The sequence below is a fragment of the Holdemania filiformis genome (genome assembly GCF_003459085.1).
In the GTDB taxonomy this organism is placed as follows: domain Bacteria; phylum Bacillota_I; class Bacilli_A; order Erysipelotrichales; family Erysipelotrichaceae; genus Holdemania; species Holdemania filiformis.
Genome location: NZ_QRUP01000029.1, coordinates 24256 through 47462, shown reverse-complemented (window position 1 = coordinate 47462; position 23207 = coordinate 24256). Strand labels below are relative to the sequence as shown.

The 23207-nt window shown below is 51.5% G+C and carries 21 protein-coding genes; 16 read left to right on the top strand and 5 right to left on the bottom strand.

Annotated elements, in window-relative coordinates:
- The 3 genes from DWY25_RS16460 to DWY25_RS16445 form a co-directional block, all read left to right on the top strand.
- On the top strand, positions 1 to 590 hold a 590-nt coding region (locus tag DWY25_RS16460; protein ID WP_147336710.1), incomplete at its 5' end, for an IS200/IS605 family accessory protein TnpB-related protein.
- 752 nt (positions 591 to 1342) lie between these two features.
- A complete protein-coding gene (locus DWY25_RS16450; RefSeq protein WP_117896146.1) occupies positions 1343 to 1660 on the top strand; it encodes a hypothetical protein in 318 nt (105 codons plus the stop codon).
- Between the two features lie 88 nt (positions 1661 to 1748).
- Positions 1749 to 2309, top strand: coding sequence for a YdeI/OmpD-associated family protein (locus DWY25_RS16445; protein ID WP_117896150.1), 561 nt, complete (start codon positions 1749 to 1751; stop codon positions 2307 to 2309).
- Positions 2310 to 2491: 182 nt separating this feature from the next.
- Here the strand turns inward: DWY25_RS16445 and DWY25_RS16440 are convergent, their stop codons facing one another.
- From DWY25_RS16440 to DWY25_RS16430, 3 genes are all read right to left on the bottom strand, one after another.
- The gene (locus DWY25_RS16440; RefSeq protein ID WP_117896145.1) at positions 2492 to 3904 is read right to left on the bottom strand and encodes a S10 family peptidase; all 1413 of its coding nucleotides are present in this window, start codon (positions 3902 to 3904) and stop codon (positions 2492 to 2494) included.
- A gap of 100 nt (positions 3905 to 4004) precedes the next feature.
- Positions 4005 to 4874 (bottom strand): damage-control phosphatase ARMT1 family protein, encoded by an 870-nt coding sequence (locus DWY25_RS16435; RefSeq protein ID WP_117896144.1) that lies wholly within the window; start codon positions 4872 to 4874, stop codon positions 4005 to 4007.
- A 252-nt stretch (positions 4875 to 5126) separates the two neighbouring features.
- The gene (locus DWY25_RS16430; protein WP_117896143.1) at positions 5127 to 6938 is read right to left on the bottom strand and encodes an FAD-dependent oxidoreductase; all 1812 of its coding nucleotides are present in this window, start codon (positions 6936 to 6938) and stop codon (positions 5127 to 5129) included.
- Positions 6939 to 7222: 284 nt separating this feature from the next.
- Here DWY25_RS16430 and DWY25_RS16425 point away from each other — a divergent pair, with 284 nt between their 5' ends.
- Complete coding sequence (locus DWY25_RS16425) at positions 7223 to 8251, top strand: MerR family transcriptional regulator (protein WP_181981883.1); 1029 nt, start codon at positions 7223 to 7225, stop codon at positions 8249 to 8251.
- A 131-nt stretch (positions 8252 to 8382) separates the two neighbouring features.
- Here DWY25_RS16425 and DWY25_RS16420 read toward each other — a convergent pair whose 3' ends face one another.
- Positions 8383 to 10665, bottom strand: coding sequence for a sensor domain-containing diguanylate cyclase (locus DWY25_RS16420; RefSeq protein WP_117896141.1), 2283 nt, complete (start codon positions 10663 to 10665; stop codon positions 8383 to 8385).
- A 218-nt stretch (positions 10666 to 10883) separates the two neighbouring features.
- Here DWY25_RS16420 and DWY25_RS16415 point away from each other — a divergent pair, with 218 nt between their 5' ends.
- The 8 genes from DWY25_RS16415 (at position 10884) to DWY25_RS16380 (ending at position 19410) form a co-directional block, all read left to right on the top strand.
- Entirely contained in the window at positions 10884 to 12590 is a 1707-nt protein-coding gene (locus DWY25_RS16415) for an HlyD family efflux transporter periplasmic adaptor subunit (RefSeq protein WP_147336709.1), read from the top strand.
- Positions 12587 to 13306, top strand: a complete 720-nt coding sequence (locus DWY25_RS16410; RefSeq protein WP_117896139.1) for an ABC transporter ATP-binding protein — start codon at positions 12587 to 12589, stop codon at positions 13304 to 13306. The genes DWY25_RS16415 and DWY25_RS16410 overlap by 4 nt, the downstream gene beginning before the upstream one ends.
- Entirely contained in the window at positions 13293 to 14579 is a 1287-nt protein-coding gene (locus DWY25_RS16405) for an ABC transporter permease (protein ID WP_117896138.1), read from the top strand. The genes DWY25_RS16410 and DWY25_RS16405 overlap by 14 nt, the downstream gene beginning before the upstream one ends.
- 156 nt (positions 14580 to 14735) lie before the next feature.
- The gene (locus DWY25_RS16400; RefSeq protein ID WP_147336708.1) at positions 14736 to 15305 is read left to right on the top strand and encodes a hypothetical protein; all 570 of its coding nucleotides are present in this window, start codon (positions 14736 to 14738) and stop codon (positions 15303 to 15305) included.
- A 130-nt stretch (positions 15306 to 15435) separates the two neighbouring features.
- Positions 15436 to 16002 (top strand): hypothetical protein, encoded by a 567-nt coding sequence (locus DWY25_RS16395; protein ID WP_117896136.1) that lies wholly within the window; start codon positions 15436 to 15438, stop codon positions 16000 to 16002.
- Positions 16003 to 16114: 112 nt separating this feature from the next.
- Positions 16115 to 16549, top strand: a complete 435-nt coding sequence (locus DWY25_RS16390; protein WP_117896135.1) for a MarR family winged helix-turn-helix transcriptional regulator — start codon at positions 16115 to 16117, stop codon at positions 16547 to 16549.
- Positions 16546 to 18405: an ATP-dependent zinc metalloprotease FtsH gene (gene ftsH / locus DWY25_RS16385; protein WP_117896134.1), complete on the top strand. Its 1860-nt coding sequence runs from the start codon at positions 16546 to 16548 to the stop codon at positions 18403 to 18405. Before DWY25_RS16390 ends, ftsH begins: the two co-directional genes overlap by 4 nt.
- 240 nt (positions 18406 to 18645) lie before the next feature.
- Positions 18646 to 19410 (top strand): helix-turn-helix domain-containing protein, encoded by a 765-nt coding sequence (locus tag DWY25_RS16380; protein WP_117896133.1) that lies wholly within the window; start codon positions 18646 to 18648, stop codon positions 19408 to 19410.
- 84 nt (positions 19411 to 19494) lie between these two features.
- Here the strand turns inward: DWY25_RS16380 and DWY25_RS16375 are convergent, their stop codons facing one another.
- Entirely contained in the window at positions 19495 to 20388 is an 894-nt protein-coding gene (locus DWY25_RS16375; protein WP_117896132.1) for a LysR family transcriptional regulator, read from the bottom strand.
- 147 nt (positions 20389 to 20535) lie between these two features.
- On the opposite strand from DWY25_RS16375, the gene DWY25_RS16370 reads away from it, so the two are divergent.
- The 4 genes from DWY25_RS16370 (at position 20536) to DWY25_RS16355 (ending at position 22933) form a co-directional block, all read left to right on the top strand.
- The gene (locus DWY25_RS16370; protein ID WP_117896131.1) at positions 20536 to 20772 is read left to right on the top strand and encodes a hypothetical protein; all 237 of its coding nucleotides are present in this window, start codon (positions 20536 to 20538) and stop codon (positions 20770 to 20772) included.
- Positions 20773 to 20835: 63 nt separating this feature from the next.
- Complete coding sequence (locus DWY25_RS17900) at positions 20836 to 21372, top strand: cyclophilin-like fold protein (RefSeq protein WP_220412970.1); 537 nt, start codon at positions 20836 to 20838, stop codon at positions 21370 to 21372.
- Between the two features lie 13 nt (positions 21373 to 21385).
- Complete coding sequence (locus DWY25_RS16360) at positions 21386 to 22252, top strand: aldo/keto reductase (protein WP_117896130.1); 867 nt, start codon at positions 21386 to 21388, stop codon at positions 22250 to 22252.
- An 18-nt stretch (positions 22253 to 22270) separates the two neighbouring features.
- Positions 22271 to 22933 carry a flavodoxin gene (locus tag DWY25_RS16355; RefSeq protein ID WP_117896129.1) on the top strand — a complete coding sequence of 221 codons (663 nt, stop codon included), beginning with the start codon at positions 22271 to 22273 and terminating at the stop codon, positions 22931 to 22933.
- The last annotated feature ends 274 nt before the right edge of the window (positions 22934 to 23207 follow it).

The following is a 23207-nucleotide window of genomic DNA, read 5'->3' as shown; positions in this document are numbered from 1 at the left end:
GGGCGGTGAAGCTGCCGCATAACACACCGGGGAAAGCGGTCGCTTATCTATTGGAAGATCATAAGAAATACTTTATTATCAAAGCGGTTGTGGAAATGAAAGATCGTGAATTGATGGAAGACAAGCAAGACGGCGTGATTGGAATCGATATCAATGCGGGTCATATCGCAGTGAGTGAAACGGATGCCTGCGGCAACTGTGTCCTGTTGAAGACCGTTCCGATGCCCTTAAGAGGAAAGAAGAAGAATCAACGGAAGCATCAGATTCGTCAGACAGCGAAAGAGGTCGTGCTGGAATGTGTGAGAAGTCATAAACCGTTGGTGATGGAAGCGTTGGATTTTGAGAATAAGAAAAGCAACATGCGATATGAGAATCAAAAGCATAATCAAATGTTATCCGAGTTTGCGACGAAACAGATTCAGGAAGCAATAGAGAGGAGATGTTGGAAGGAAGGGTATGGCGTTATTCAAGTAAATCCAGCATACACAAGCCAAATTGGGAGAGAAAAATACAGCCGGAAGATGGGCTGTACAGTGCATCTGGCCGCTTCGTTTGTGATTGCAAGACGAGGAATGGGATATCAGAATTAAATAGAAACGCGGTTCTTCAATCTGTCCAAAGATGACAGTTTCCAGAGGAGAAAGCTGGAATTCGAGGCAGTATGAAATTGAAGAACCGCAAGACAGAGAATACGCCTGAAGGAAGAAATCTTCGAACCAGCCTTGAACTTTGGGAGCAGGGGGAGAGGAGGAAGAACTCGGAAATCAGGAATACCCTCCAGGCAAGAAACTGACGAGGGTTCTGAAAGGCTTTGCCTTTTAGAATGATGCTTGCATCATTTTTCTTGTTGTCTTCGCTAAATCTCAGAATGAAACTTAGCTTAATAATAATAGCCAACTTCAAGAGAAACAGTTTCATAATGAATCCTTTCTAGCGAAACATCCGCAACGGGCTTGACTGGAGCGGATTTTTTCGTTGTTTCCCTTGCTACGTCTATACAATAATACATGTGTTGCCATATATTAATAACTTTTAAAAATTTGGTGTAACGCGCATATAAGGATAAATCAATATAATAGACAAAAAGAAAAAAACAGAAATTTCCAAATGTAACTTTGCTGAATCAGCTCGTCGATAAATCGGATCGCACGCCGTTTGATCCTCCCTGGTAAAGTAAATTCTTGTAAATATGCTGTCAGTCGTCTGGCTTTTCATCCATCACTACTTTACAGCTGCGTTTAACGAGCGACGGTTAGACATCGTTTCTGACTTTATCATATCATAAGCCGGCGGCGAACTTCCATGATATAATCAAGCTAACAGAGAGAGGGAGGTCAGACCTATGCGAATTGACGATTATGCAAAATGGCTGCGGACGTTGGTTTCCGAAGCTGTCGTTCAGAACTATATCAAGCGCTGCCAGCGCGTAGAAAAGAATCTGGACATCAGTCTTGATCTGGAATTCAGAAAAGACAGGGGGGCTTCCCTGCTGGATCAATTAACGTATACGATGGAAGACTGGCAGAAACATCGGCCGCTGCGCTGCTCCATAAATTTCAGGGCGGGATCGGACTGGTATAAGGGATTGGCTTCTTTAAAAACAGCGGTGAATAAATATTTTGAATTCTGTCAGGTTTCCGACGCCTCGCGGGACTGTTGAGCTTTTGATCAGAATCAAAAAGAAGGAAATGCGCGGTACAGACAGTGCGGGTTAGCTTGATGAAAAGCTGGAAATGGAGGATCAGAAAATGAATGAAACACTGCAATTTGCCACGCGCGGAGAATTCAGGGCATGGCTGGAAGACCATAGCTTGTCTGAGGAAGGGGTCTGGCTGATACTGGGCAAGGCCGGAGGACCGAAAACGATCAAAGCGGGCGAAGCGCTGGAAGAAGCGCTTTGTTTCGGCTGGATTGACGGTCAGATGCAGAGTCTTGATGATAAAACGTATCGCAAATACTTTTCGCAGCGCCGCGGGAAGAGTAAGTGGTCGGAAAAGAACAAGCAGCTTGTTCAAAGGCTGGAAGAACAAGGCTGGATGACCGATTCAGGCCGGAAAAAGATCGCGGAAGCCAAAGCGAACGGACAATGGGACGCACCAAAATCGGCGGCGGTCACCGAGGAACAAATCGCGTCGCTTTCCGCTGTTTTGGAAGCTTATCCGCAGGCGTATTCCAACTTTCAGTTGATGTCCATGTCGGTTAAGAAAACATACACCCGCGCTTTCCTGGATCCTAAAACCGAGGCCGGGCGGAGAAAGCGGATCGCCTGGATTGTCGACCGGCTGAACAAGAACTTAAAACCGATGTGAAGAGAAGCAAAAATAAACAAGTATGAAAAAACGCTGTCGAATTCAAAGGCAGCGTTTTTCCTGGAATTTAAAGATTAATTTAACGGTATGAAATAAAAACTGGCGTTCTGTTGCAGAACGCCAGCCGATGCCTGAGTTTAAAACAAATTTAACCAGTTAATACGGGAATCAAAACAGGTTTTTTATTTTCCGATCGCCTGAGTGAAAAATTCACGCATATCCGCTCCGAGTAGTTTCGCGCTTTCTTCCCCCAGATAAGCCATGTGGCCCGACGGATATTCGCCGATCACCACCCGGCTTGGATCTAAATGGGAATGCGTTGCCAGATAACGGGCATTGCCGGCCGTCGTGCAGAGATCGTACAAACCGCTGGCAAAGAAGACGCGCAGTTTTGGATTGCGCCGCATCGCTCCTGCCAATGCCTGAGCCGGCGAGGATTTCGACTTCCGCTGCCACGTTTCGTTGACGTCGAAGACTAGTCCCTTACTGCTGCGGTTGAAGCTGATGTTTAGCTCCTTGCAGATCAGTGCGAAAGCCGTCTGGAAGGCCGGCGTGTACTGACCCATTGCCGGGTCGTCCGCAATGACGTTGGAATCCCGGATCGCCGGATCGTCTTTCCAGGCGTAACGTCCGTCATAGAAGCCGACGGCCAGTCCCTGATCCTTTAACAACAGGTGGGCGAATTCCTTCTGCATGTCGATCCGCAGATGATGGCGAATCCAGAACTCGGTTTCAATGCCGGTAAAATATGCCAGCTTTTCCGCGATCGCTTTCTGTTCCTCTTCCGGCAGCGCGTCGCCCTGAAACAAAGCGCTCAGGTATTCTGTCTTGGCAAAATCGAAAGCCTGGGCGATAAAGGTATCGCGATCCGGTTTGCCATCCGGGTGATGATAATGATTCGTTGCTGCCATCGTGATCAGATTTACGGCTGACGGTTCCGCCGGATTGGCTTCAAAGAAGGTGCTGCCTAAAAGCATGATGCCGCTGACGGACAGCCCCAGCGTATCCGGCTTGATCGGTCCTGCGCCCAACAGCTCGGCCGCTAACAAAGCCGACCGGCCGGTGCCGTAGCTTTCCCCCGCTAACAGAATCGGACTGTTGCGGCGGTTGTAACGGGTCAGCCATTGTTCGATGAACATCGCCATCGCTTTGACATCGCCGTCCGCGTCATAAAAATCCGGACGGGCTTTTTCCTGGATCAGGCGTCCGAAACCGGTGCCTACGGGATCGACCAGAACGATATCGCACAGATCGAGCAGACAATGCGGATTGTCTTCCAGCTCAAACGGCGGCACGGTCGGCAGATGCAGCTCGTCTTCCAGCTTCACGCGCCGCGGGCCAAACAGTCCGGCATGAACCCACAAACTGGAGCATCCCGGCCCGCCGTTGTAAGCGAACAAAACCGGACGGGTCGACGGATCCGCCACGTCGCTGCGGAAATAAGCATACGAAAAGATCGTCGCCGTCGGCTGACCTTCCTCGTCGACAAAGAAATTATCCTCGCAGACGGTGCGGTATGGGATCGGCTGACCGTTTAAGACAATGGAACCCTGGGCTTCAAATCGGGACTTTTCAAGACATTCTTCAATTCTCATGGATTTCTCCCCCACTTTCTGATTGCTTAGTTTTTAGTATACACCACGGCTGAAGCGAATGACAAGCGGCGCATATCAAACGATCGGCATTCCGATAAAATCAAAGTCCGGCTGGAGTGGCGAGACAGGCCAGCGTGCCTATGGGCAGACCGGTGCGCAACGCCAGAACGGAACATTTTATCTTCAATAGAAAATAGCGACTTTTCTCGGGTTGATCGATCAGACACTCATAATTAGCCTGACCTTTGCATAACAAAAGATCGGCTTGATGATAAATCGCCTGGAACTCCGGACTGGTGCGCGGCAGCAGTGTGCCCAGCGCGTCGTCGCCGTTGCTGAGAATTTGGGCATAGCGATGAATACCGGCCTGACGGGCGTCCGCGGCGATCACATCGTTAACGACTGGTTGCCCGCGCACGGCATAGACCAGATTCAAGTCAGGATTCAGCTGGTGGATCTGTTCTAAAAGCAGCGCATCGATCACAACCTCGCCAAAGTTGTCTCCTAACACTAGCAAAGTCCTCGCTTCGCTCAGCGCCTGTTTCAGCGTCTTCGTTTCGAGAACGAAAGGGACGTCCAACGCGGTCTTGAATTCAGTCAGCATTCGATTGAAATTGGGATGATGAATCGGGTTGAAATCAAAGCTGTTAGCCAGAATCGCCAGCCGCAGCGCTTCCGCAAATGGATCGGGAGCTTGGCTGATCCGCAGGCTCAGCGCCGGCACCTCCGCAAGCAGGCTCTCGTTCACCCTTTGCCGCAGCGAAGCATAGGGATCCTCTGTTCGCAGCGTCTGTTTTACAAGCTGGTAAACAGCGCCAATCGCCGCCGGTGCCGGCTGATTAAAATCAAGCTGAGCTAACATGTGAAAGACCGAACGGTAAAACGCGGGGCGGTCAGATTCTGGAATCAAAGCGGCACAGCTGACCGTCTGAGCCGTTATGCAAGGCAGGCAAGCATCTTGGATCTTCATCGTATTCCTTCTTTCATGAGAGATCTTCTGCGGAATTCTGGACGCAGGATTTTTCCCTGCTTCCAGCGTAACAAAAGAATGGGGACTTCCGCAAGTCAAAGCGTCAGCTTACAGATACTTTCTGATCGCCGCTGACCTGGTTTACAAGGCATAAGAGGAAGACCTGGCAAGCCGATGTATAGAAAAAAACGACAGAGGCCGCGAATCTCGCCGGGTTTCTGCCGTTTTCTTTGTTGTGTGTTGAAGATCGATTTATTTGTTGGCCGCTGCCAGCTGACCTGCGATCCGTCCGTAGTAGACAGCGCCGCCGATCGCCATGCCGCAGCACGGATATTCGTCGCCGAACAGACCGGTGAAGGCAACTTCGCCCGCAGCGTACAGACCCGGAATCGGATTGTTTTCCGTATCCAGAACCTGCGCGTTGATGTCGGTGACCAGACCGCCGAAGGTGACGGTTACGTTTGGCCGCAGCTTCAGCGCGTAGTAGGTTTCACCTTCAACCGCGATCATGTGATCCGCCGGTTTGCCGAAGTCTTCATCCTTACCCGCAGCGCACAGCTCGTTGTAACGATCGATTGTCGCCTGCAGCTCAGCCGCGTCAACTTCCATCAGCTTCGCCAGTTCTTCGATCGAATTCGCTTTCAGTGTCTTGTCCAGCGTCATCGCGTACTGAACGGTTGGCGCCGGATCGTTGGCCGTAGCGATATACCAGCCGTAACCGCTGCCGCTCTTGGAGATCGCGTCCGCAACATGGTACTGATAAGTGTATTCGTTGGCGACACGCTTGCCTTCCGCATTGACGATCAGGCCCGCTTCTTCATTGATGCCTACGCCGGAATTGAAATCCAGGTAAACTGTCTGCGTTGCCGGTGCGTCATAAATCTGTGCGTTGACCTTTTCCGCCATCGTCAGACCGTCGCCGACATTGCCGGCTGGAACGGAGGTGACAAAGCCTTCGGTGGTCTGCGTATAGCGCTTCATCATTTCTTTATTCTGCGCATAACCGCCGGTCGCGATGATGACGTTTTTCGCATTGACCGTCAGCTTGCTTCCGTCAGCTTTCGTTCCGCTTAAGCCGACGATTGCGCCGTTGGCGTCAGTCAGAATTGTATCCGCAGTCGTATTGTAGTAGATTTCGCCGTTGTTCTTCAGATATTCTTCCGTCATCGGCACGGTGATGTTGCCGCCGAAGCCGTCGGTCATGCCGCCGCCGTGATGGCCTGCCGCATTGGTCGTGTTGTGTACGCGCCATGGGGTCAGGGACTGGTGAATCGCTTCAACGTCATAGATCATGACGCCCATGTCTTCCAGCCAGGTCATGTTTTCAACGGAATCATCGCAGAACGCCTTGACCATTTCTTCATTCAGCTGGTCCGCGCCGTCCATTGTTTTCATGTAGTCGAGCATCTGCTGCGGGGTGTCTTCATAGCCCTGCTTCTTCTGCCATTCCGTGCCGGCCGCTAAGAGCTTGCCGCCGCTGCGCGTCGTTGCGCCGCCGGTTACGCCCTGCTTTTCCAGGATGATAACCTTGGCACCCGCCCGGGAAGCTTCGATGCCAGCGGCTAAACCCGCTGCACCCGCACCCGCGATGACAACATCCGCATCCAGCGTCTGGTCTTCTGCGGTTTTCTCAACCGGAACGTTCTTCAAGGCTTCCGCGTCGCCGCCGGCTTCCGTGACCGCGCTGGCGACCGCGTTCTTGATCGCCGCGGTTGTGATCGTCGCGCCGGTGACGTTATCGACGCCTAACGACTGCGTTTCGACAATCTGCTTTGGCAGGACTTCCACCGGGGAGGTTTCCAGACCGTAGCCGATGCCGTAGGTTTCCTGATGTTCTTTGACGACGACGTCCGTGATCGCGTCCTCGCTGACGGTGACTTCTACCGTAACGTCACCCTTCATGCCGGTTGCCGTGCCGGTGTACGTTCCGGCAGTGTAGGACTGCTTGACTGAAGCGTCCGGGGTTGGTTCGGTTTTCTTACCGCCGTCGCCGCAGGCCGCTAACGACAGAACCATCGCTCCGCACATCAGCAGCGCCGCAAACTTGCTTGCTTGTTTCTTCATTTCTTTCCACTCCTTTTTGTTAAGGCTTTCGCAAGCTCATTATACAATGTCCTGTGACAGGAAGGTCAATCCCCACTTTTTTGACCCGCGGGATTAGTGTAAAATGAAGAAAACAGGGAATTACGTGAGAAGTGGAAGTGCTTTCACAAAGTATCCGTGATTAAACCGTTCCCTTAGGGAATGGTTTGGGATAAGATTTAACTCCTTCGTTCGAATTATAAAATCAGGGATGGAAACGATCTCAGGATCGTAATTTGAGGTAAAAAAGAAACGAGGTGATTTCTTTGCGGATTCAGGAAGTCTGCCGGAAGACCGGGCTGACGAAAAAAGCGATTTATTTTTATATTGATCAGGGATTGATTACCCCTGATCGCAATGCTGAAAATAATTATCTGGATTTCAGCGAAGCCGATGTCGACCGGCTGCAGATCATCGCGCTGCTTCGGCAATACAATGTTCCCGTCGGCGCGGTCGAGGAATTATTCCGTTATCCCAGCATGACCAATTTCTATCTTCACCGGCAGCTGGCGGATTTGCGGGCGCAGCTGCTTCGGCAGCTGGGATTGATTCGTTCGTTATCGACGCTGCTGACCGAGCTGCCGCCGCAGTACAACGTTGCCAATCTTAAGGAACAGGTCGGCCGTTCAACCGCCGCGACGGAAGCGGATCAGTCGATGCTGGATTTGGTGTGTCCGGATCAGGATGCGCGGATGATCTCCATCTTTATCTGGAGTTCGTTTCTGAATGTTCCCAAAAGTGAATACCGCTTGTTTTTGTGGGGGAAAATTACCGAGCAGGCGCAGCAGGAGCTCAAGGGATCGCTGCGGTATGTCGCCCGGATCATTTATGCGCTGGACAGCGAACAGATTGAAAATGACGCGCGTCAGCGTTACCACGATTCCCAGGCTATCCTGAAGATGCAGGAGGACAGCTATGGGCAGCTGCGGCAGCGGATCATGAACCGGCTGCGGCATTTAGCGGACGATCCGCGGGATCAGGCTTACTGGACGCTGAACTATGAGAAAGTGACGCTGCCGCTGGTTCGTTTTGTCAATGGCCCGTTAGGCGATTTGATCGCCGAATATAACTCGGAATATCTGATCTATTTAAAAAACATGCAGCGGCTGGCAGCCAGTGTGCGCCGCGAGCTTCTGGAAGGCGCGGAACGGGACTTGTATGAACGGCTGATACGGGTGCTGAACGGAAAGCTGGATCTGGATCAATACCCCGGACTGATCAGCTTTTATACGTTTGAAATGGGCTTGTATATGATCCTGCCGTTAGCGAAGCAGCGGCAGCTGCTGGAAGAATAGCTAGCGGCTCGCGCCGCGATGTTCGATGAGATCGCAACCCGGGGCTGAACCGAGGCAGCGATCCGGATCAAAACAGAGCTTCGCAGACTGGATATAGCTGAAAGAAAACTCCCTGCCGCCGGGAGTTTCTTTCACTTTACTTTTAAGCTGGATTCTAACTGCTGAATCCGGTCTTCAGCTCGTTTTTTCAACAGGAAGACGCTGAGTATTTCCGCGACATAGGTCAGGACGTTTATCTGTTCCTGATCCCACAGCCGTTTTTCGCGGCACTCGTCGAAGCCGATGTAACCCCGCGGACGCCCACGGTCCTGAATCAGGCATTGCAGCAGCGATTTGATTTTCTGCGGTTCCAGCAGGCGGACCTGCGCGGGATCCAACGATTGAATATCCTGGCAATAGAATAATCCATTTTCATCGAAATTGGCCAGATATCGGCCTTCGAGATCATCTTCATACGAAATGTGCCGCAAATTCTCTTTTTCCGGAGGAATCCCCTCGTTGCACCATTCAAACGTATTGGTGCAATATTGATCATCGTCGCTGTTTTCGAAAATGTAGACGCGGCTGACGTCGAAATGCCGTCCGATAATTTCAAGAATTTCCTGAATACAACGCTCTAAATCCTGAGCTTCATAGAGCTTGTTGAAAATGAATTCGCTGATCCGCGGTGTTTCGTACTTTTTCAACAGGTTGGAATCGATCCGGGCATTGACGGCCGAGGCTCCTTCAACCATTGGAAAGAACGCGTTGTCGTCCGCGAGCTGATTGTAAAAGGCATATTGATTTTTACCCTGGCTTTTCATGGAATACAAGGCCTGATCAGCACGGTGGAACCAATAGTGGAAGTTCGGGTTAGCTGGCGAAGTCATCGCGATCCCGATACTGCAGGATACTTTGAGGATCTTCTGATTGTGAAGCTCAATCGACTGAAAGGCTTCGATAATCTGCCGGGCCTTCTTTTCTGCCAGCTCTCTGTCAGGGATATTCTTCATGAAGACTAAAAATTCATCGCCGCCAACCCGCCCGAGGATATCTTCGCTGCGGAACAGCTGCCGGATCCGCGATGTCGCTTCAATCAAGAAGGCGTCGCCGAACAGATGGCCGAGCGTATCGTTGACAATTTTGAAATCGTCGATATCAATGATCATCAAGGCGTTCTGCGCCGGCTGAGTTGACAGCCAATCCTGAATCAAGGTTTGGGCTGTCTCCTTATTATAATACTGCGTCAGCGGATCGCGCTGCGCCTTTTCAAGCAGCTTTTGGGCCCGCTGCTTATCCTCGTCGATGTTGGAGAGAATGCCGATAGCCTTGATGGGTTTTTGATTTTCATCCAGCTGAGTTGTTACGCGGATTCGGAACCAGTTTGGCTGGCGATGAATGTCATGCAGCTGCAGTTCGTCTTCAATGTAGGCCTGCCCCGCCCGGATGCGGCGGCACAGATCCGCAAATAAACTTCGTTGTTCCGGATAAAAATTTGTGTTCTTTTCATCCAACAATCCGGAGACGGTGGTCTGCAGCGGATAGCCCAGGTATTGTTTCCAGTTTTCAGAAAAGGTGAGTTCGTCCGTCGCGATGTTCCACTCAAAGATAATGTCCTGGGTTTGATTCATGATGATTTCATAACGCTGCAGGCTTAACCGGAATTCCTCGGCGATCCGCTTGGATTCTGAAATGTCGACAAGAATGCAGCAGAAATACTGCCGTCCCCATTCGTCCTGCAGATAACGGCCTTTATCCAGCACCCAGATCGGCTCAGCGTTTTTGCGCAGCAGCCGGAATTGTAATTCTTTATCACATCCGTGGCGCAGCTGTTCGCGCACTTCAACGAGCGTATTTTCATAATCCCGCGGGTCGATCAAAGCGCGGAAGCTGTTGTGCAGTTCCGTGCGGATTTCTTCCCGGGTATAGCCGGTCAGCTGCAGGAAGCTGTCGCTGGTCTGTAAGAGCGTCAGGGGTTCGTCGAATAAACAATGAAAGATTCCGCCCGGCATCTGATCGGGCAGAAACGTCAGGGCCAATTCCTGATTTTGATAAGCGGCGGAGGTGATTTGCGCCGGACTGACCTGAACAAAACAAAATTTTCCGCTCTCCTGATCCTGGATCAGCGTCAGGATCAGGGAATGACAGTCTTTACCCTGCATCAGGGCTTTGACGGTAATTAACCGATACCGCTCGTCCAGCGCGGAACTGACCGGCGCTGTCGTGCAGATCAGCGTTTCGCGGTGCCGGTGCATTTGACTTTCGATATGATCGCGAACCTGACCGAGTCCGGAATAATCCCGGCACGGTTCGGTAGCGTGCCATTGAATGTTTTCATCAAGTAACGATTCTAAACGGGTCCAGTCGTTGTCGACAAACAATGCCTGGATGAGGGGAAAAACCTGCGGTTCGCCAGAGAATTCCGAATTGTTCATGTGGACGATCCTTTCTTCAACTATAAGCGTATGTTCGTTATTCTAAGTTTACACCATTTATCAGCTTTACAAAAGACAGGAATGACGAAATTGCGGTCTTTGTCGAAAGGACACGGAAAAAGCACGGAAATCCCGGTCTTCGCCAAAGCTTCGCCGGAAATTCAGTTTACGGTCATGAACTATTCAAAAACAATTCACATGGCCATGGGAGAATAGCGGTGCTTATTAGAAGTGTGGAAAGCGAGCGTGATGAAATGAAATTCCAATTCTCACTGAAATCCCTGCGATGGACCCGGAAAAAAACGGTGATCCTGGCTGTCGGCGTCTGTCTGGCCGGTGTGGGAAGTTTTTATTTTTCCCGTCAGGGAACAACCCGAAAGAACACCACTCAGGCTTCTTTTATCCGAACGACCGTCCTGAAAAAAACAACGTTGAACAATTCGATCAGTCTGACCGGCACGGTGGAAAGCGCGTCGGTATCGAACGTAACGACGAACCAGTCGCTGGCGGTGAAGTCGATTCCCGTCCAGGTCGGGGACTGGGTAGAAGCCGGGGATATCATCTGTGTTCTGGATACGGATGAAATTGACAAGAACATTGAAAAGACGCTGGAAAGCTTGCAGGAGAATATCGATAACGCGAAGGATTCACTGGCTTCCGCGGAAGAAAATCTGACCTGGGCGCAAAGCGACGCGGACAGTGCGTGGAATGCGATGGCGGAGAAAGAAAGCGCGATGAACAGCGCAAAGACGGCGTATGAATCTGCGCGCAGCTCTGTTGACGCGTTCCAGGCTAATGTCGATCAGGCTCAGGCGGCCTATCAAAGCGCGGTGGAAGCGGAAAATCAGGCGCTTTCAGCCCTGAACAGCGCGATCAGCGACGGGACCTGCACGGGGCTGGAAGATACGGCCTGCGCGGCCGGTTCAGCTTATGACGCTGCCAGGCAGGCCTCCGCCGACGCAAAATCAAAGGCTGACAGCGCTCAGCAGGATTTAAAATCCGCTCAGGCGGCGATGAATTACGATACCCTGGCGGCGGCCTACAATACAGCCCAAAGCGTCTACAACGCTGCGCTCACCGCCTGGAATACAGCCCGCAATAACCGCGACAGCTGGCAGACGAAAGTCGAGGACGCCAAAGAAGCGGTCACGAAGGCTTCCTCCAGCGATACGCTCGACGATCTGTACGAGAAAAAGGAAAACTGCACGCTGACCGCGGAAACAGCCGGCAAGGTCACGGCGATCAACGTCACAGTCGGGTCGATGGCGACCAACAACACAACGATCGCGACGATTCAGGACACAGACGCGCTGAAAATCACGGTGACGATTCCGGAATATGAAATTCAGAACGTCGAATTGGGGATGACTGCGAAAATTACGACGGACGCCACCGAAGGGGAAATCGAAGGGACGCTGACGCAAATCTCGCCGGTCGCTTCTTCGCAAAACGGCGGATTCTCAGCCGAGGTGACGGTCACGACGCCCAACAGCGGTCTGTATGTCGGCATCAACGCCACGGTGGAGATCATCCAGTCCACTGTGGATAACGTCTTCGTCGTTCCGATCGATGCGGTTGGCACCAATGATGCCGGGGAATCGATCGTGTTCGTCAAGGAATCCGGTTCCGGCAGCGACGCCGTCTTTAAGGAAGTCGTCGTGACCACCGGGGAGGAAAATGATTACTATGTGGAAATCAGTTCAACTCAGCTCAGCGAGGGCATGGAGGTGCGCAGCAGCGCAGATCCGGAACAGGCTCAGGTTAACGGCAGTGAAAGCGGCGAACAGGTTCAGATGAACGGCGGTATGCAGATCGACATGGGCGGGGCGATGCCTTCCGGAGAAATGCCTGCCGGTCAGATGCCTTCCGGAGGACCGGGCGGAAACGGAGGCGGAGCGCCAGGCGGCCGGGGAGGCAACGGATGAGTCCGGCACAGCCTGTTATCGCGATGCAGGGCATCGTCAAGCGGTATTACATTGGCAAGCCCAACGAGCTTGAGATTCTGCACGGCATTGATCTGCGGGTCGAGCCGGGGGAGTTCGTCGCGATCGTCGGTGAAAGCGGCAGCGGCAAATCCACGATGATGAACATTCTGGGCGCGCTGGACCGGCCGACAGAAGGTCACTACAAGCTTAACGGCGTGGATATCCAGATGGCCGGGGATAAAGAACTGGCAAACATCCGCAACCAACAGATCGGCTTCGTCTTTCAGACCTTCAATTTGATCGGCCGGATGAGCGCGCTGAAAAATGTCGAGCTGCCGATGCTGTACGCCGGGCTGCCGGCCCGCAAGCGATCGGAACGGGCGGCGGAGCTGCTCGATCTGGTCGGCATGGGCGAACGGAAAAAACACCAGCCTAACGAGCTTTCCGGCGGGCAGAAGCAGCGGGTGGCGATCGCCCGGGCCATGGCGAACGATCCTTCGCTGATCCTCGCGGACGAACCGACCGGCGCGTTGGACACGGCGACCAGCCGGATTGTCATGGATCTGTTTCACAAGCTGCATGAGGAACAACACAAAACGATCGTGCTGATCACGCACAATCCCGAGCTGGCAGAGGAAACCCAGCGCGTGATCACGCTGCGCGACGGTCAGATCGTCAACGTTCGGAAAGGAGCGGGCGTCCATGGGCGTACTTGATAATATCCTGATGGCGCTGGCTAGTCTGAAAGCGAATAAAATGCGTTCGCTGTTAACGATGCTGGGCATCATCATCGGCATCAGCTCCGTCATCGCGATCATGACTGTCGGCGACTCCTTGACCGGTTCGATTACCGACAGTATGTCAGGCATGGGCGCAAGCAACATCACCGTATCGCTGCAGAAAAAAAGCAGCTCGTCTTCCGACAGCGGTGGCGGCGGCCGGGTGTTGATGTTCGGCCCGAGCAGCCCTGACGAGGAAGATCTGATCTCGGAAGCGATGATCACGGAATACCGCTCGCTGTTCGACGGCCGGATCACAGCGCTATCCTGTTCAGAGAACGTTGGCAGCGGCACGATCAGTCAGGCCGGGGTGTCCGGCAGCGTTAGCGTAACCGGTGTTAATCCTGACACCCTGACTGTCGAAGATCTGGACATGATCACCGGGCGGTTTATCAACGAGAAAGACAATACGGATACGAAACGCTCGGCTGTGATTTCGGATTATCTGGCGGAAAAGCTGTATGGCTCCGTTGAAAAGGCGATGGGCGAAAAGCTGGAGGTCAGTCTCAACAACGGCGTGCAGGTGTTTTATGTCGTCGGGATTTACCACTATGATACCTCTGGAAGCATGATGGCGGCGCTCTCGGACAGCGATAATCTTTCGACTTCGATGTATGTTCCGGTTGCCACGGCAAAGAAAATCACCCAGGCCAGTCAGGGCTATCAGTCCGTCACGGTCGTCGGCGCGACGGGCGAGGACGTTGATACGCTGCTCAGCGATACCGAAGCATTCTTCACCAGCTTTTATACGCATAACGATTCTTACACGATCTCTGCGTCGAGCATGAAGGAAATGCTGGAAACGATGACCGAGATGCTGGATACCGTCAAGGTCGCGATCGCGGGCATCGCGGCGATCAGTCTGTTGGTCGGCGGCATCGGTGTTATGAATATCATGTTGGTGAGCATCACCGAGAGAACCCGTGAAATCGGCACCCGTAAAGCGCTGGGCGCGCCGAATCTGGCGATCCGGATTCAGTTTATCATCGAAGCGATGATCATCTGTATGATCGCGGGACTGCTGGGCGTTTTATTAGGCGTGGCGATGGGCGCGGGCGTAGCGAATTTGTTAGGCTATCCGGCCAAGCCGTCGGCTGCGGCCTGTGCCTTAGCGGTCGGCTTCAGTATGGCGATCGGTGTGTTCTTCGGCTATTACCCGGCTAACAAAGCGGCCAAGCTCGATCCGATCGACGCGCTGCGCTACGAATAAATTAACTTTGAAATCGATCCCGGCGGGTTGCGGATGTGTTTTCTGATGATGCTCGCGCTACTTTCAGACGGCTCCGGACAAAGCGGTTAAATTACCAGAAAGATCTGATCCTGTCCAGCCTTTCCTGTTATAATAAAGGAAAAGGGGATGACGGGAATGAAACGGATCGAAGCGGGTTTAATCCGCAAGGCCATGGCCGAACCGTGGGAGAAACTGAGCTTTGCGTTAACGCTGAATTTACTGACGCTGACAATTTCCTTTTTCAGCGGTACACTGTGGTTGTTGTTTTTTGCCAGTCTGATCATCGATGTGTTAGCGGGTTTGGAAGCGTTGGTTCAGAAAGCGCGCGCCAGACGCTTTGTCCGGGATCTCGATCTGAGCGAATCGCTGCCGTTGTGCAGGCAGGCCGACAACACGTTCTTTCTGCCCAATAAGCTGATTTCCTGGTACCGCGGCAAAGGCTTGTGCGTGCGTTACGAACAGATCAAGAACTGTTATCTCAATCAGATCAACGAAAATTCACGGATGAAATTTGACAGCCGGCGGCGCAGCTGGAAATTACAGATCAACTGCCGTGATAAGCGCTATACCGTTCTGGCGCTGGAACGCAAGGATGATTGCATGAAGGTGCTGCGGTTTCTCAAAACCGTGAATCCGGCGATCGTCGTTTATTACGAAATCCCAGCCAAACCGCTGACGCTGGCGGAACTGCCTGAATATGAATGAAACCGGGGGAGATTGAAATTCACAATCCTTCGGTTTTTTTGTACAATATTTGAAATCTGTATAAGAAAAGAATAATGAATACGAGAAATAAGAAAAATATGATACAATGAATTTAACGGAGGTGATGGTTATGAAACACATCACAGAACTCATTCAGAAACAGGTCGTCAAAAAACACAGCCGGGCGCTGATGTTCTATTTATTTTTGTTGATCGCGGCAGCCATTCTGGCCTGGATCAGTCAATCGCTTTACATCAGCTTGTTCATCGTCGCTTTCCTGGCGGCACTGGCCGTTCGCTTAATTCAGGCGGTGCATGAACTGGGTCAGGTCAAACGTTTCACCCAGAGTCTGCGGGGACCGCAGCGGCTGCTTTACCGGCAGGTCGATACGACGTTCTTTCTCGAAGACCGCTGGATATCCTGGTTTAACAAGCAGGGCGTCCAGGGGACTTATGATGAAATCACAATGTGCAGCTACGCGCAGGTGCCGCTGCGGAAGTCGGAGAAGCTGTACGCTCCATGTCAGCTGCAGATCAATGCCCGGGGACGCAGGACAACCTTGATTCAGCTGCAGCATGATCGCGACGCCCAGACTGTCATGGCGTTTCTGAAAACGCAGAATCCAGCGATCCTGTTCTCAGAGAAGCTCACCGAACGGAAAGTGCGGCTGGAAGATCTGCCGGAAAAAATGGAGTAAATTTGTGAGATTGTGTGAAGTGAAGCAGAAGTCTTGTCAGAAACGAGGACTGGAACTATAATTTTCAACAGATAGATATTCAATGCATTGAATATTTAGAAGTGGAGGATTTATGAGTGAGCAAGTCATGGAAATGATGTCGCTTTTGCGGCAGATTAATATGCGCCTGCATCATTGCCTGAAGGAACTGTACGAACCACTGGGCCTGACCGGTCCGCAGGCGGTCGTAATGATCGAGCTGTTTAAAGAAGACGGTCAGCGGATCTGTGATCTGGCGGAGGCAGCCGGCATGACCGTCAGCAATATCTCAGCGATCTGTCAGCGGCTGGAACGCAACGGCTTTCTGCATCGCGTGCGTTCCCAACAGGATCAGCGCACGGTGCGGATCTGTCTGTCGGAAAAATCGCTGCAGCTGATCCGCGACTGCGATCATCAGATCGCGCTTCAAAGTGATCAGATTTCGTTAAAGATGACGCCGGCGGAGCTGGATGAAATTAATTCAGGATTACGGAAGTTAAACGCGTTCCTGGATCGGGAGGATTTATGAAAACAGAAAAACCAAAAAATAAGAAACCGTTAATTTATTATTATTTCGTGATGTTGATCGCGCTGATGGCATTTAATTTGTTCGTGACGCCGATGATCCAGAACCAGCGGATCAAGGAAGTCGGCTACAGCGACCTGATCGCCGCCCTGGATGAAAAACAGGTTGAAGAAGTCCAGGTGGACAACCAGACCGGCAAGATCGCTTACACGATCAAGGATAACAAGAAAAATGTGTTCGTGACCGGCATTATGCCCAACGACGCGACGCTGACAGAGCGGCTGGAACAGAGCGGGGCGCAGTACACAGCGGTTATTCCGCAGCAGAATTCCTTCTTGATGGATATGTTGATGTGGCTGGTGCCGATCATCATCATTCTGGGCGTCGGCCAATTGTTCTCGAAACAGCTGGCGAAGAAAATGGGCGCGAACACGATGACGTTCGGGAAGTCCAGCGCGAAAATCTATGTGTCGGCGGAAACGGGCAAGACGTTCCAGGACGTAGCGGGGCAGGATGAAGCGAAGGAAGCGCTGAACGAGATCGTCGACTTCCTGCACAATCCGGATAAATATAAGAAGCTGGGCGCGAAGATGCCGAAGGGCGCGCTGTTGGTCGGGCCTCCGGGCACCGGTAAGACGCTGCTGGCCAAGGCGGTTGCGGGGGAAGCGAACGTTCCGTTCTTCTCGATTTCCGGTTCGGAATTTGTGGAGATGTTCGTCGGCATGGGTGCTGCGCGGGTCCGTGATCTGTTTAAGCAGGCGCAGGAAAAAGCGCCGTGTATCGTCTTCATCGACGAGATTGATACGATCGGCAAAAAGCGTGACAGCGCTAACGGCATGGGCGGCAATGATGAGCGCGAACAGACGCTGAACCAGCTGTTAGCGGAAATGGACGGCTTCGACGGAAGCAAGGGCGTCGTCATCCTGGCGGCGACCAACCGGCCGGAAACGCTGGATAAAGCGTTGTTAAGACCGGGGCGGTTCGACCGGCGGATTCCTGTCGAACTTCCGGACTTAAAGGGCCGTGAAGAAATCTTGAAAGTTCACGTCAAGGACATCGTTGTCGACAGCGATATCGATTACCGCACGATCGCGTTATCCACCTCCGGTGCTTCCGGCGCAGAGCTGGCGAACATTGTCAATGAAGCGGCGTTAGCGGCGGTGCGCAATGGTCATTCCAAGGTCATGCAGCATGATTTTGATGAAGCGGTCGACACGGTGATCGCCGGGAAGGAACGCAAAGGCGCGGTCATTTCCGAAAAGGAAAAACGGATTATCGCCTATCATGAAATCGGTCACGCCCTGGTCGCCGCGGTATCGAAAAATTCTGCACCGGTGCATAAGATTACGATTATCCCGCATACCAACGGTTCGCTGGGCTATACGATGCAGGTGGCGGAGCAGGAAAGCGTCTTAATGAGCAAGGACGAAATTCTGGAAAAGATCCGCACGCTGACCGGCGGCCGGGCGGCGGAAGAATTTATGTTCAATATCTGCACCTCCGGCGCGTCCAACGATATCGAACAGGCGACACGGCTGGCGCGGGCGATGGTGGCTCAGCTGGGCATGAGCGATCAGTTCGGCATGACGGCGCTGGAAACGGTGAACAACCGATATCTGAGCGGCGACGCTTCGCTGGTTTGTTCGAATGAAACGGCAACCTTGATCGACAAGGAAGTCATGGCGATCATCAAGAACGCGCACGCGGAAGCCCGGAAGATTCTTGAGGACAACGCGCAGCTGCTGCATGAGGAAGCGGAATACCTGCTTCAGAAGGAAACGATTACCGGCGAGGAATTCATGGAAATCTTCAGCCGGCATCAACAGCTGAAGGCGCTGCCGCAGCCGAGCGAGGAATAAAAAAAGGCAATCATCAAAAAAGCTAGACTGGGGAGAGAAGTTCTTTCCAGTCTTTCATTATGAACCCGGATGGCCTTGCAGGGCAGTGGATATCAAAATGATTCGCTATTCCCTTATCCTTAAAATGCGGGTAAACGTGTGAGTTATCTTATGGAAAAGCGCAGGAAAATACAAACTCAACCACCCGTCGGTCGATGTTTTTGAACTTCTGTTATAGAATAACGGCAGGAGGACGGAGTTATGTTTGAATTAGATAAGCAACAATTCGGAGCGTTTGTCGCCGATCAGCGAAGACAGAAACAAATGACGCAAAAAGATCTGGCGCAGAAGCTCATGATTTCAGATAAAGCGGTCAGTAAATGGGAACGCGGTCTGAATATGCCGGATATCACGCTGTTAGTGCCGCTGGCTCAGGCTTTGGATGTGAGCGTGGCGGAGCTGCTGGAATGCCGGAGAATTTCTCAATCGGAACCGATGAGCGCCCATCAAGTCGATAAGCTTGTAAAAAAAGCGATAACGATGAGCGAGGAAGATCCGCAGGTGAGAAAGCAGCGCAGCTGGAAAAACGGCTTGCTGCTTTTGCTTTGTTTCGCGATTTCTCTGGGGGAAATAGGAGCGCTGCGGCACTTTCATCAAGTGACTTCCATGGCGTTCAACGATTTATACTTAGCGGAACTGCTCAGCGTGATCTTTGGTCTTTACTTTTGCCTGTTCGCGCGGGAAAAACTGCCCGCTTATTATGATGAAAACAAAATCAGCAGTTACAGCAGCGGCGTCTTCCGAATGAATCTCGTTGGAATTTACTTTAACAACCGCAACTGGCCGCATATCATGAAGGCCGGCCGGAATTGGGCGCTGAGTTCGTTAGTGCTGATGCCGGTTTTGTACGGACTTCTGACGCTTTTGTTCCAAGGTAATCCATGGCTTGTGAAGATCGTTCTGCTTCTGACCTATCTGGCGGGCCTGTTAATCCCGATGATCTATGCGGGAAAGAAATACGAGTAAAAGGATATTTTTACAGGAATTCGATGCAATGAAAAATAAAATACTGACAGCTTCTGATTGGAAATCGGACTGTCAGTTTTTTTGTTATTCATTGTTTTCAGCGGTTCTTTGAATCCAGATTTTCAATCGTTCCAGAAATACCTTAACCGCAGGGGAAAAGGTCTGGTACTTCTTGGTGACCAGCGTCAGATCTACGGATAATTCCGGAGTGATCGGACGGAAAACGAGAGGCCGCCCCTCTGTATTGACCAGATGATCCAGACATAACGCCGCGCCGATACCTTTTTCCACAAAGAACATCGCGTTATAAATCAGATTATACGTTCCGACAATCTGCATCGAATCCAGTCCCAGTCCCTCTAAAATCTGGTGGCCGGAAAAAGTTTGTTCCGCGATGATCAGCGGCAGCTCTTTCAGTTGTTCAACCTGAATGGAGCGTTGCCCTGCCAGCTCGCAATCATCCCGCATTAACAAGCCGTAAGTATCCCTTTGTTTCAGCGTGAGATAATCATATTTCTCCTGCCGCACTGGGCCGAGAAGCAGGCCGATATCAACTAAACCCTTATCCAGCCGTTCCATGACCAAATCGGCAGCGCCGCTGTAAGTGTGAAGACGAACGTCAGGATAGTGTTGATGAAAATGAGCGTATTCATCCGCAATCATGGACATCGCTGAAGTTTCGCCGCATCCAATCGTAATATCGCCGCTCAGATGACTGCCCTGAGAGTGAAAAGCAGCTTCGGTATTGTCGATCAGTTCTAAAATATCCTGAGCTTTGTTGCGCAGAAACAGGCCTTCTTCCGTTAACGTCAGCTTGCGTTTCCCACGGATAAATAACGATTTGCCGAGCTGGAACTCCAGATCCATCATCTGTTTGGATAAAGTTGACTGGGTTATGTGCAGGGTCTCCGCCGCTTTCGTGATGTTTTGTTCCCGCGCGACGGCGAGAAAATAAGTCAGAAGCCGGGTTTCGATCATTCATTTCACCTCATTCCGTAACCAAGACACGTTCTCTTTGTATTTTAACATGTTTTTATCATTCTTAAAAACGATGATTTATGATTCATAATAACTGTTTGCGATCAGGTGAAATTCTCATTATGATACAGATAGAAGGAGGCTTGGTTGAGCTTGAGGAATTCTTCGACAGAGCTTCAGCTCTGGATGTCCGTCTGTGATTTCCCAAAGGAGATCCAGGATCAAATCCGGCAGGCTGTCCGGGATCATCAAAGCGCGGAGCTGTTATACCTGCTGCAAGGCCAACGTTGTCAATTGATGGATCAGCTGCATGCCGCGCAGCGGAAAGTGGACGCGCTGGATTATGGACTGCGGTTGGCGGAACAAGGAAAAAAGAAACTCTGACGCTTACGTTAGCTTTTAGACAAGGTTCAGACAATGCTTTTAAGATCACAGGAGGTGAGGACAATGAAAAAAATTCATATTTGTCTGTTTCTGTCGGTCTGCTTCTTGACAGCCTGTTCAGGATCTGGGAATTCACAGTCCAGTCCGGAGCCGTCCATAGCGGCGGAAATTCAACAGGAAACACATGGAGAACAGACGACACCCACCGGGATACCGGAACACATGGGAGTTCAGGATAACAAGGAGGAAAAACCGATGAGAATTCAAATTGAATCTGAAACCGTTACGATTCTTTGCGAGTTAAACGACAGTCAGGCGGCTGCGGATCTGGTTGTCCAACTGCCGCTGACCATCGAAGTGGAAAATTTCAGCACCAACGAAAAAACATTCTATCCGCCCGAAAAGCTGGATATTTCCGATGCACAGCTGGCAAATGCGGAGAAGGGAACGCTGGCTTATTATTCGCCGTGGGCAGACGTTGTTCTGTTTTACGATCATTTCGGACAAGGAAGCCAACTCTATGAATTAGGCCAGGTGATCGACGGAATCGATGAAATCGAAGCGCTGTCCGGCACGATCACGATTACTGTCAGCGAATAGGAGGAGAAAATCCATGGAATATCAGAAACTAAGCAACGGCGTGAAAATGCCGATGGAAGGCTACGGCGTTTTTCAAATTACCGATCCTGCGGCTTGTGAACAGGCGGTGCTGGATGCATTAAAAACCGGGTATCGTTTGATTGATACTGCCAGTTCTTATCAAAACGAAGCGGCGGTCGGCCGGGCTATTCGCCGATCCGGGATTGACCGCAAGGATTTATTTATAACGACTAAATGTTATATTCAACAAATGGGCTACACGAAAACCCTGCAGGCCTTTGAGGAATCTCTGGATAAGCTGGGTTTGGATTATCTCGATCTGTATTTGATCCACATGCCGTTTGGCGATGTTTACGGCTCGTGGCGGGCACTGGAGGAGCTTTACAAAGCAGGAAAAGTCCGGGCGATCGGTGTCTGCAACTTCATGCCGGACCGGCTGATGGATCTATGTTATAACGTTGAAATTCTCCCGCAGATCAATCAGATTGAACGTCATCCACATTATCAACGCCAGGAAGATCTCGTGCTGATGCGGCAGTTCGGTGTTCAGCCGGAAGCCTGGGCGCCGTTTGCGGAAGGCTTGAAAGGGATGTTTGACGAACCGGTGCTGAAGACCATCGCCGCAAAATACGGTAAAAGTCCCGCTCAGGTTATCCTGCGCTGGAACATTCAACAAGGGGTGATCGTGATTCCGAAGTCGGTGCATGTCCAGCGGATGAAGGAAAATCTGGCCATCTGGGATTTTTCGCTGGATGAGGAAGATCTTCGGAATATCGCCGCCTTGGACAAGCATTGTCCATCGATGCTGGATACACGAAAACCTTCCGAAGTCAAACGGGTTTACGATTATCTGAAGAATCCAGTGTTAACGAGTTTATAAAAGAAAGAAGAAAATACAATGAAACAAAAATTAGGAAAATGGACGTTACTGCTTGCTTTGTTTTGCCTGACCGGATGTGGAACAGCGAAACAACCCTCCACGACTGTGAATCCGCAGACGACACCTGCGCCGGCGGAACCCAGTCCGGCGGTTAGTACGGATCCGCTTCTTTCACCGGAAATTCCGGAGGAGGCGGATCGGACGCTGGTCGTTTATTTCTCTGCCACAGGCAATACAAAACCGCTGGCTGAAGCAATTGCGGAGATCCTGCAGGCTGATCTGTTTGAGATTGTCCCGGCTGAACCTTACACCACGGACGATCTGAATTACAATGATGACGACAGCCGGTCAAGTCAGGAAATGAACGATGAGACCAGCCGTCCGGCTCTGGCGGAGAACGTGGAAAACTTTGAGGATTATTCCATCGTCGTGCTGGCCTATCCAATCTGGTGGGGTCATGCGCCGCGGATCGTCAGCACCTTTGTGGAAAGCGTAGATTTCACCGGAAAGATTGTCATTCCGTTCTGCACCTCCGGCAGCAGCGGCATTGGAAGCAGCGCCGTTGATCTGCAGGCTCAGGCGGGAAACAAAGGAACCTGGCTGGAAGGCCGCCGCTTTGCGGCCGGGACAAGCCGCGAGGAGCTTGCGGACTGGATTGACAGTCTGACGCTTGACGAATAAAGAAAGCCGGAAACAAAGGCAATCGTTTCCTCAGTTTAACCCATAAGAAAATCAGGAAGATGCCGGCGGTGATCAGAATTGGATCCAACACCGATTCCAGCTTCGTGCAATGTGGAAATTCATCCCATGGATGGGCAGACGCTGAAAGTTGGATCACGCCCATGCTTGTTCATCCGCAAACCTGAAATACAAAACAAAAACTCCCAGCGATGAAGTCCGCCGGAAAGCGTGCGATTCCCAAGAAGGAATCATTTCAAAGCCGGGAGTTTTTATC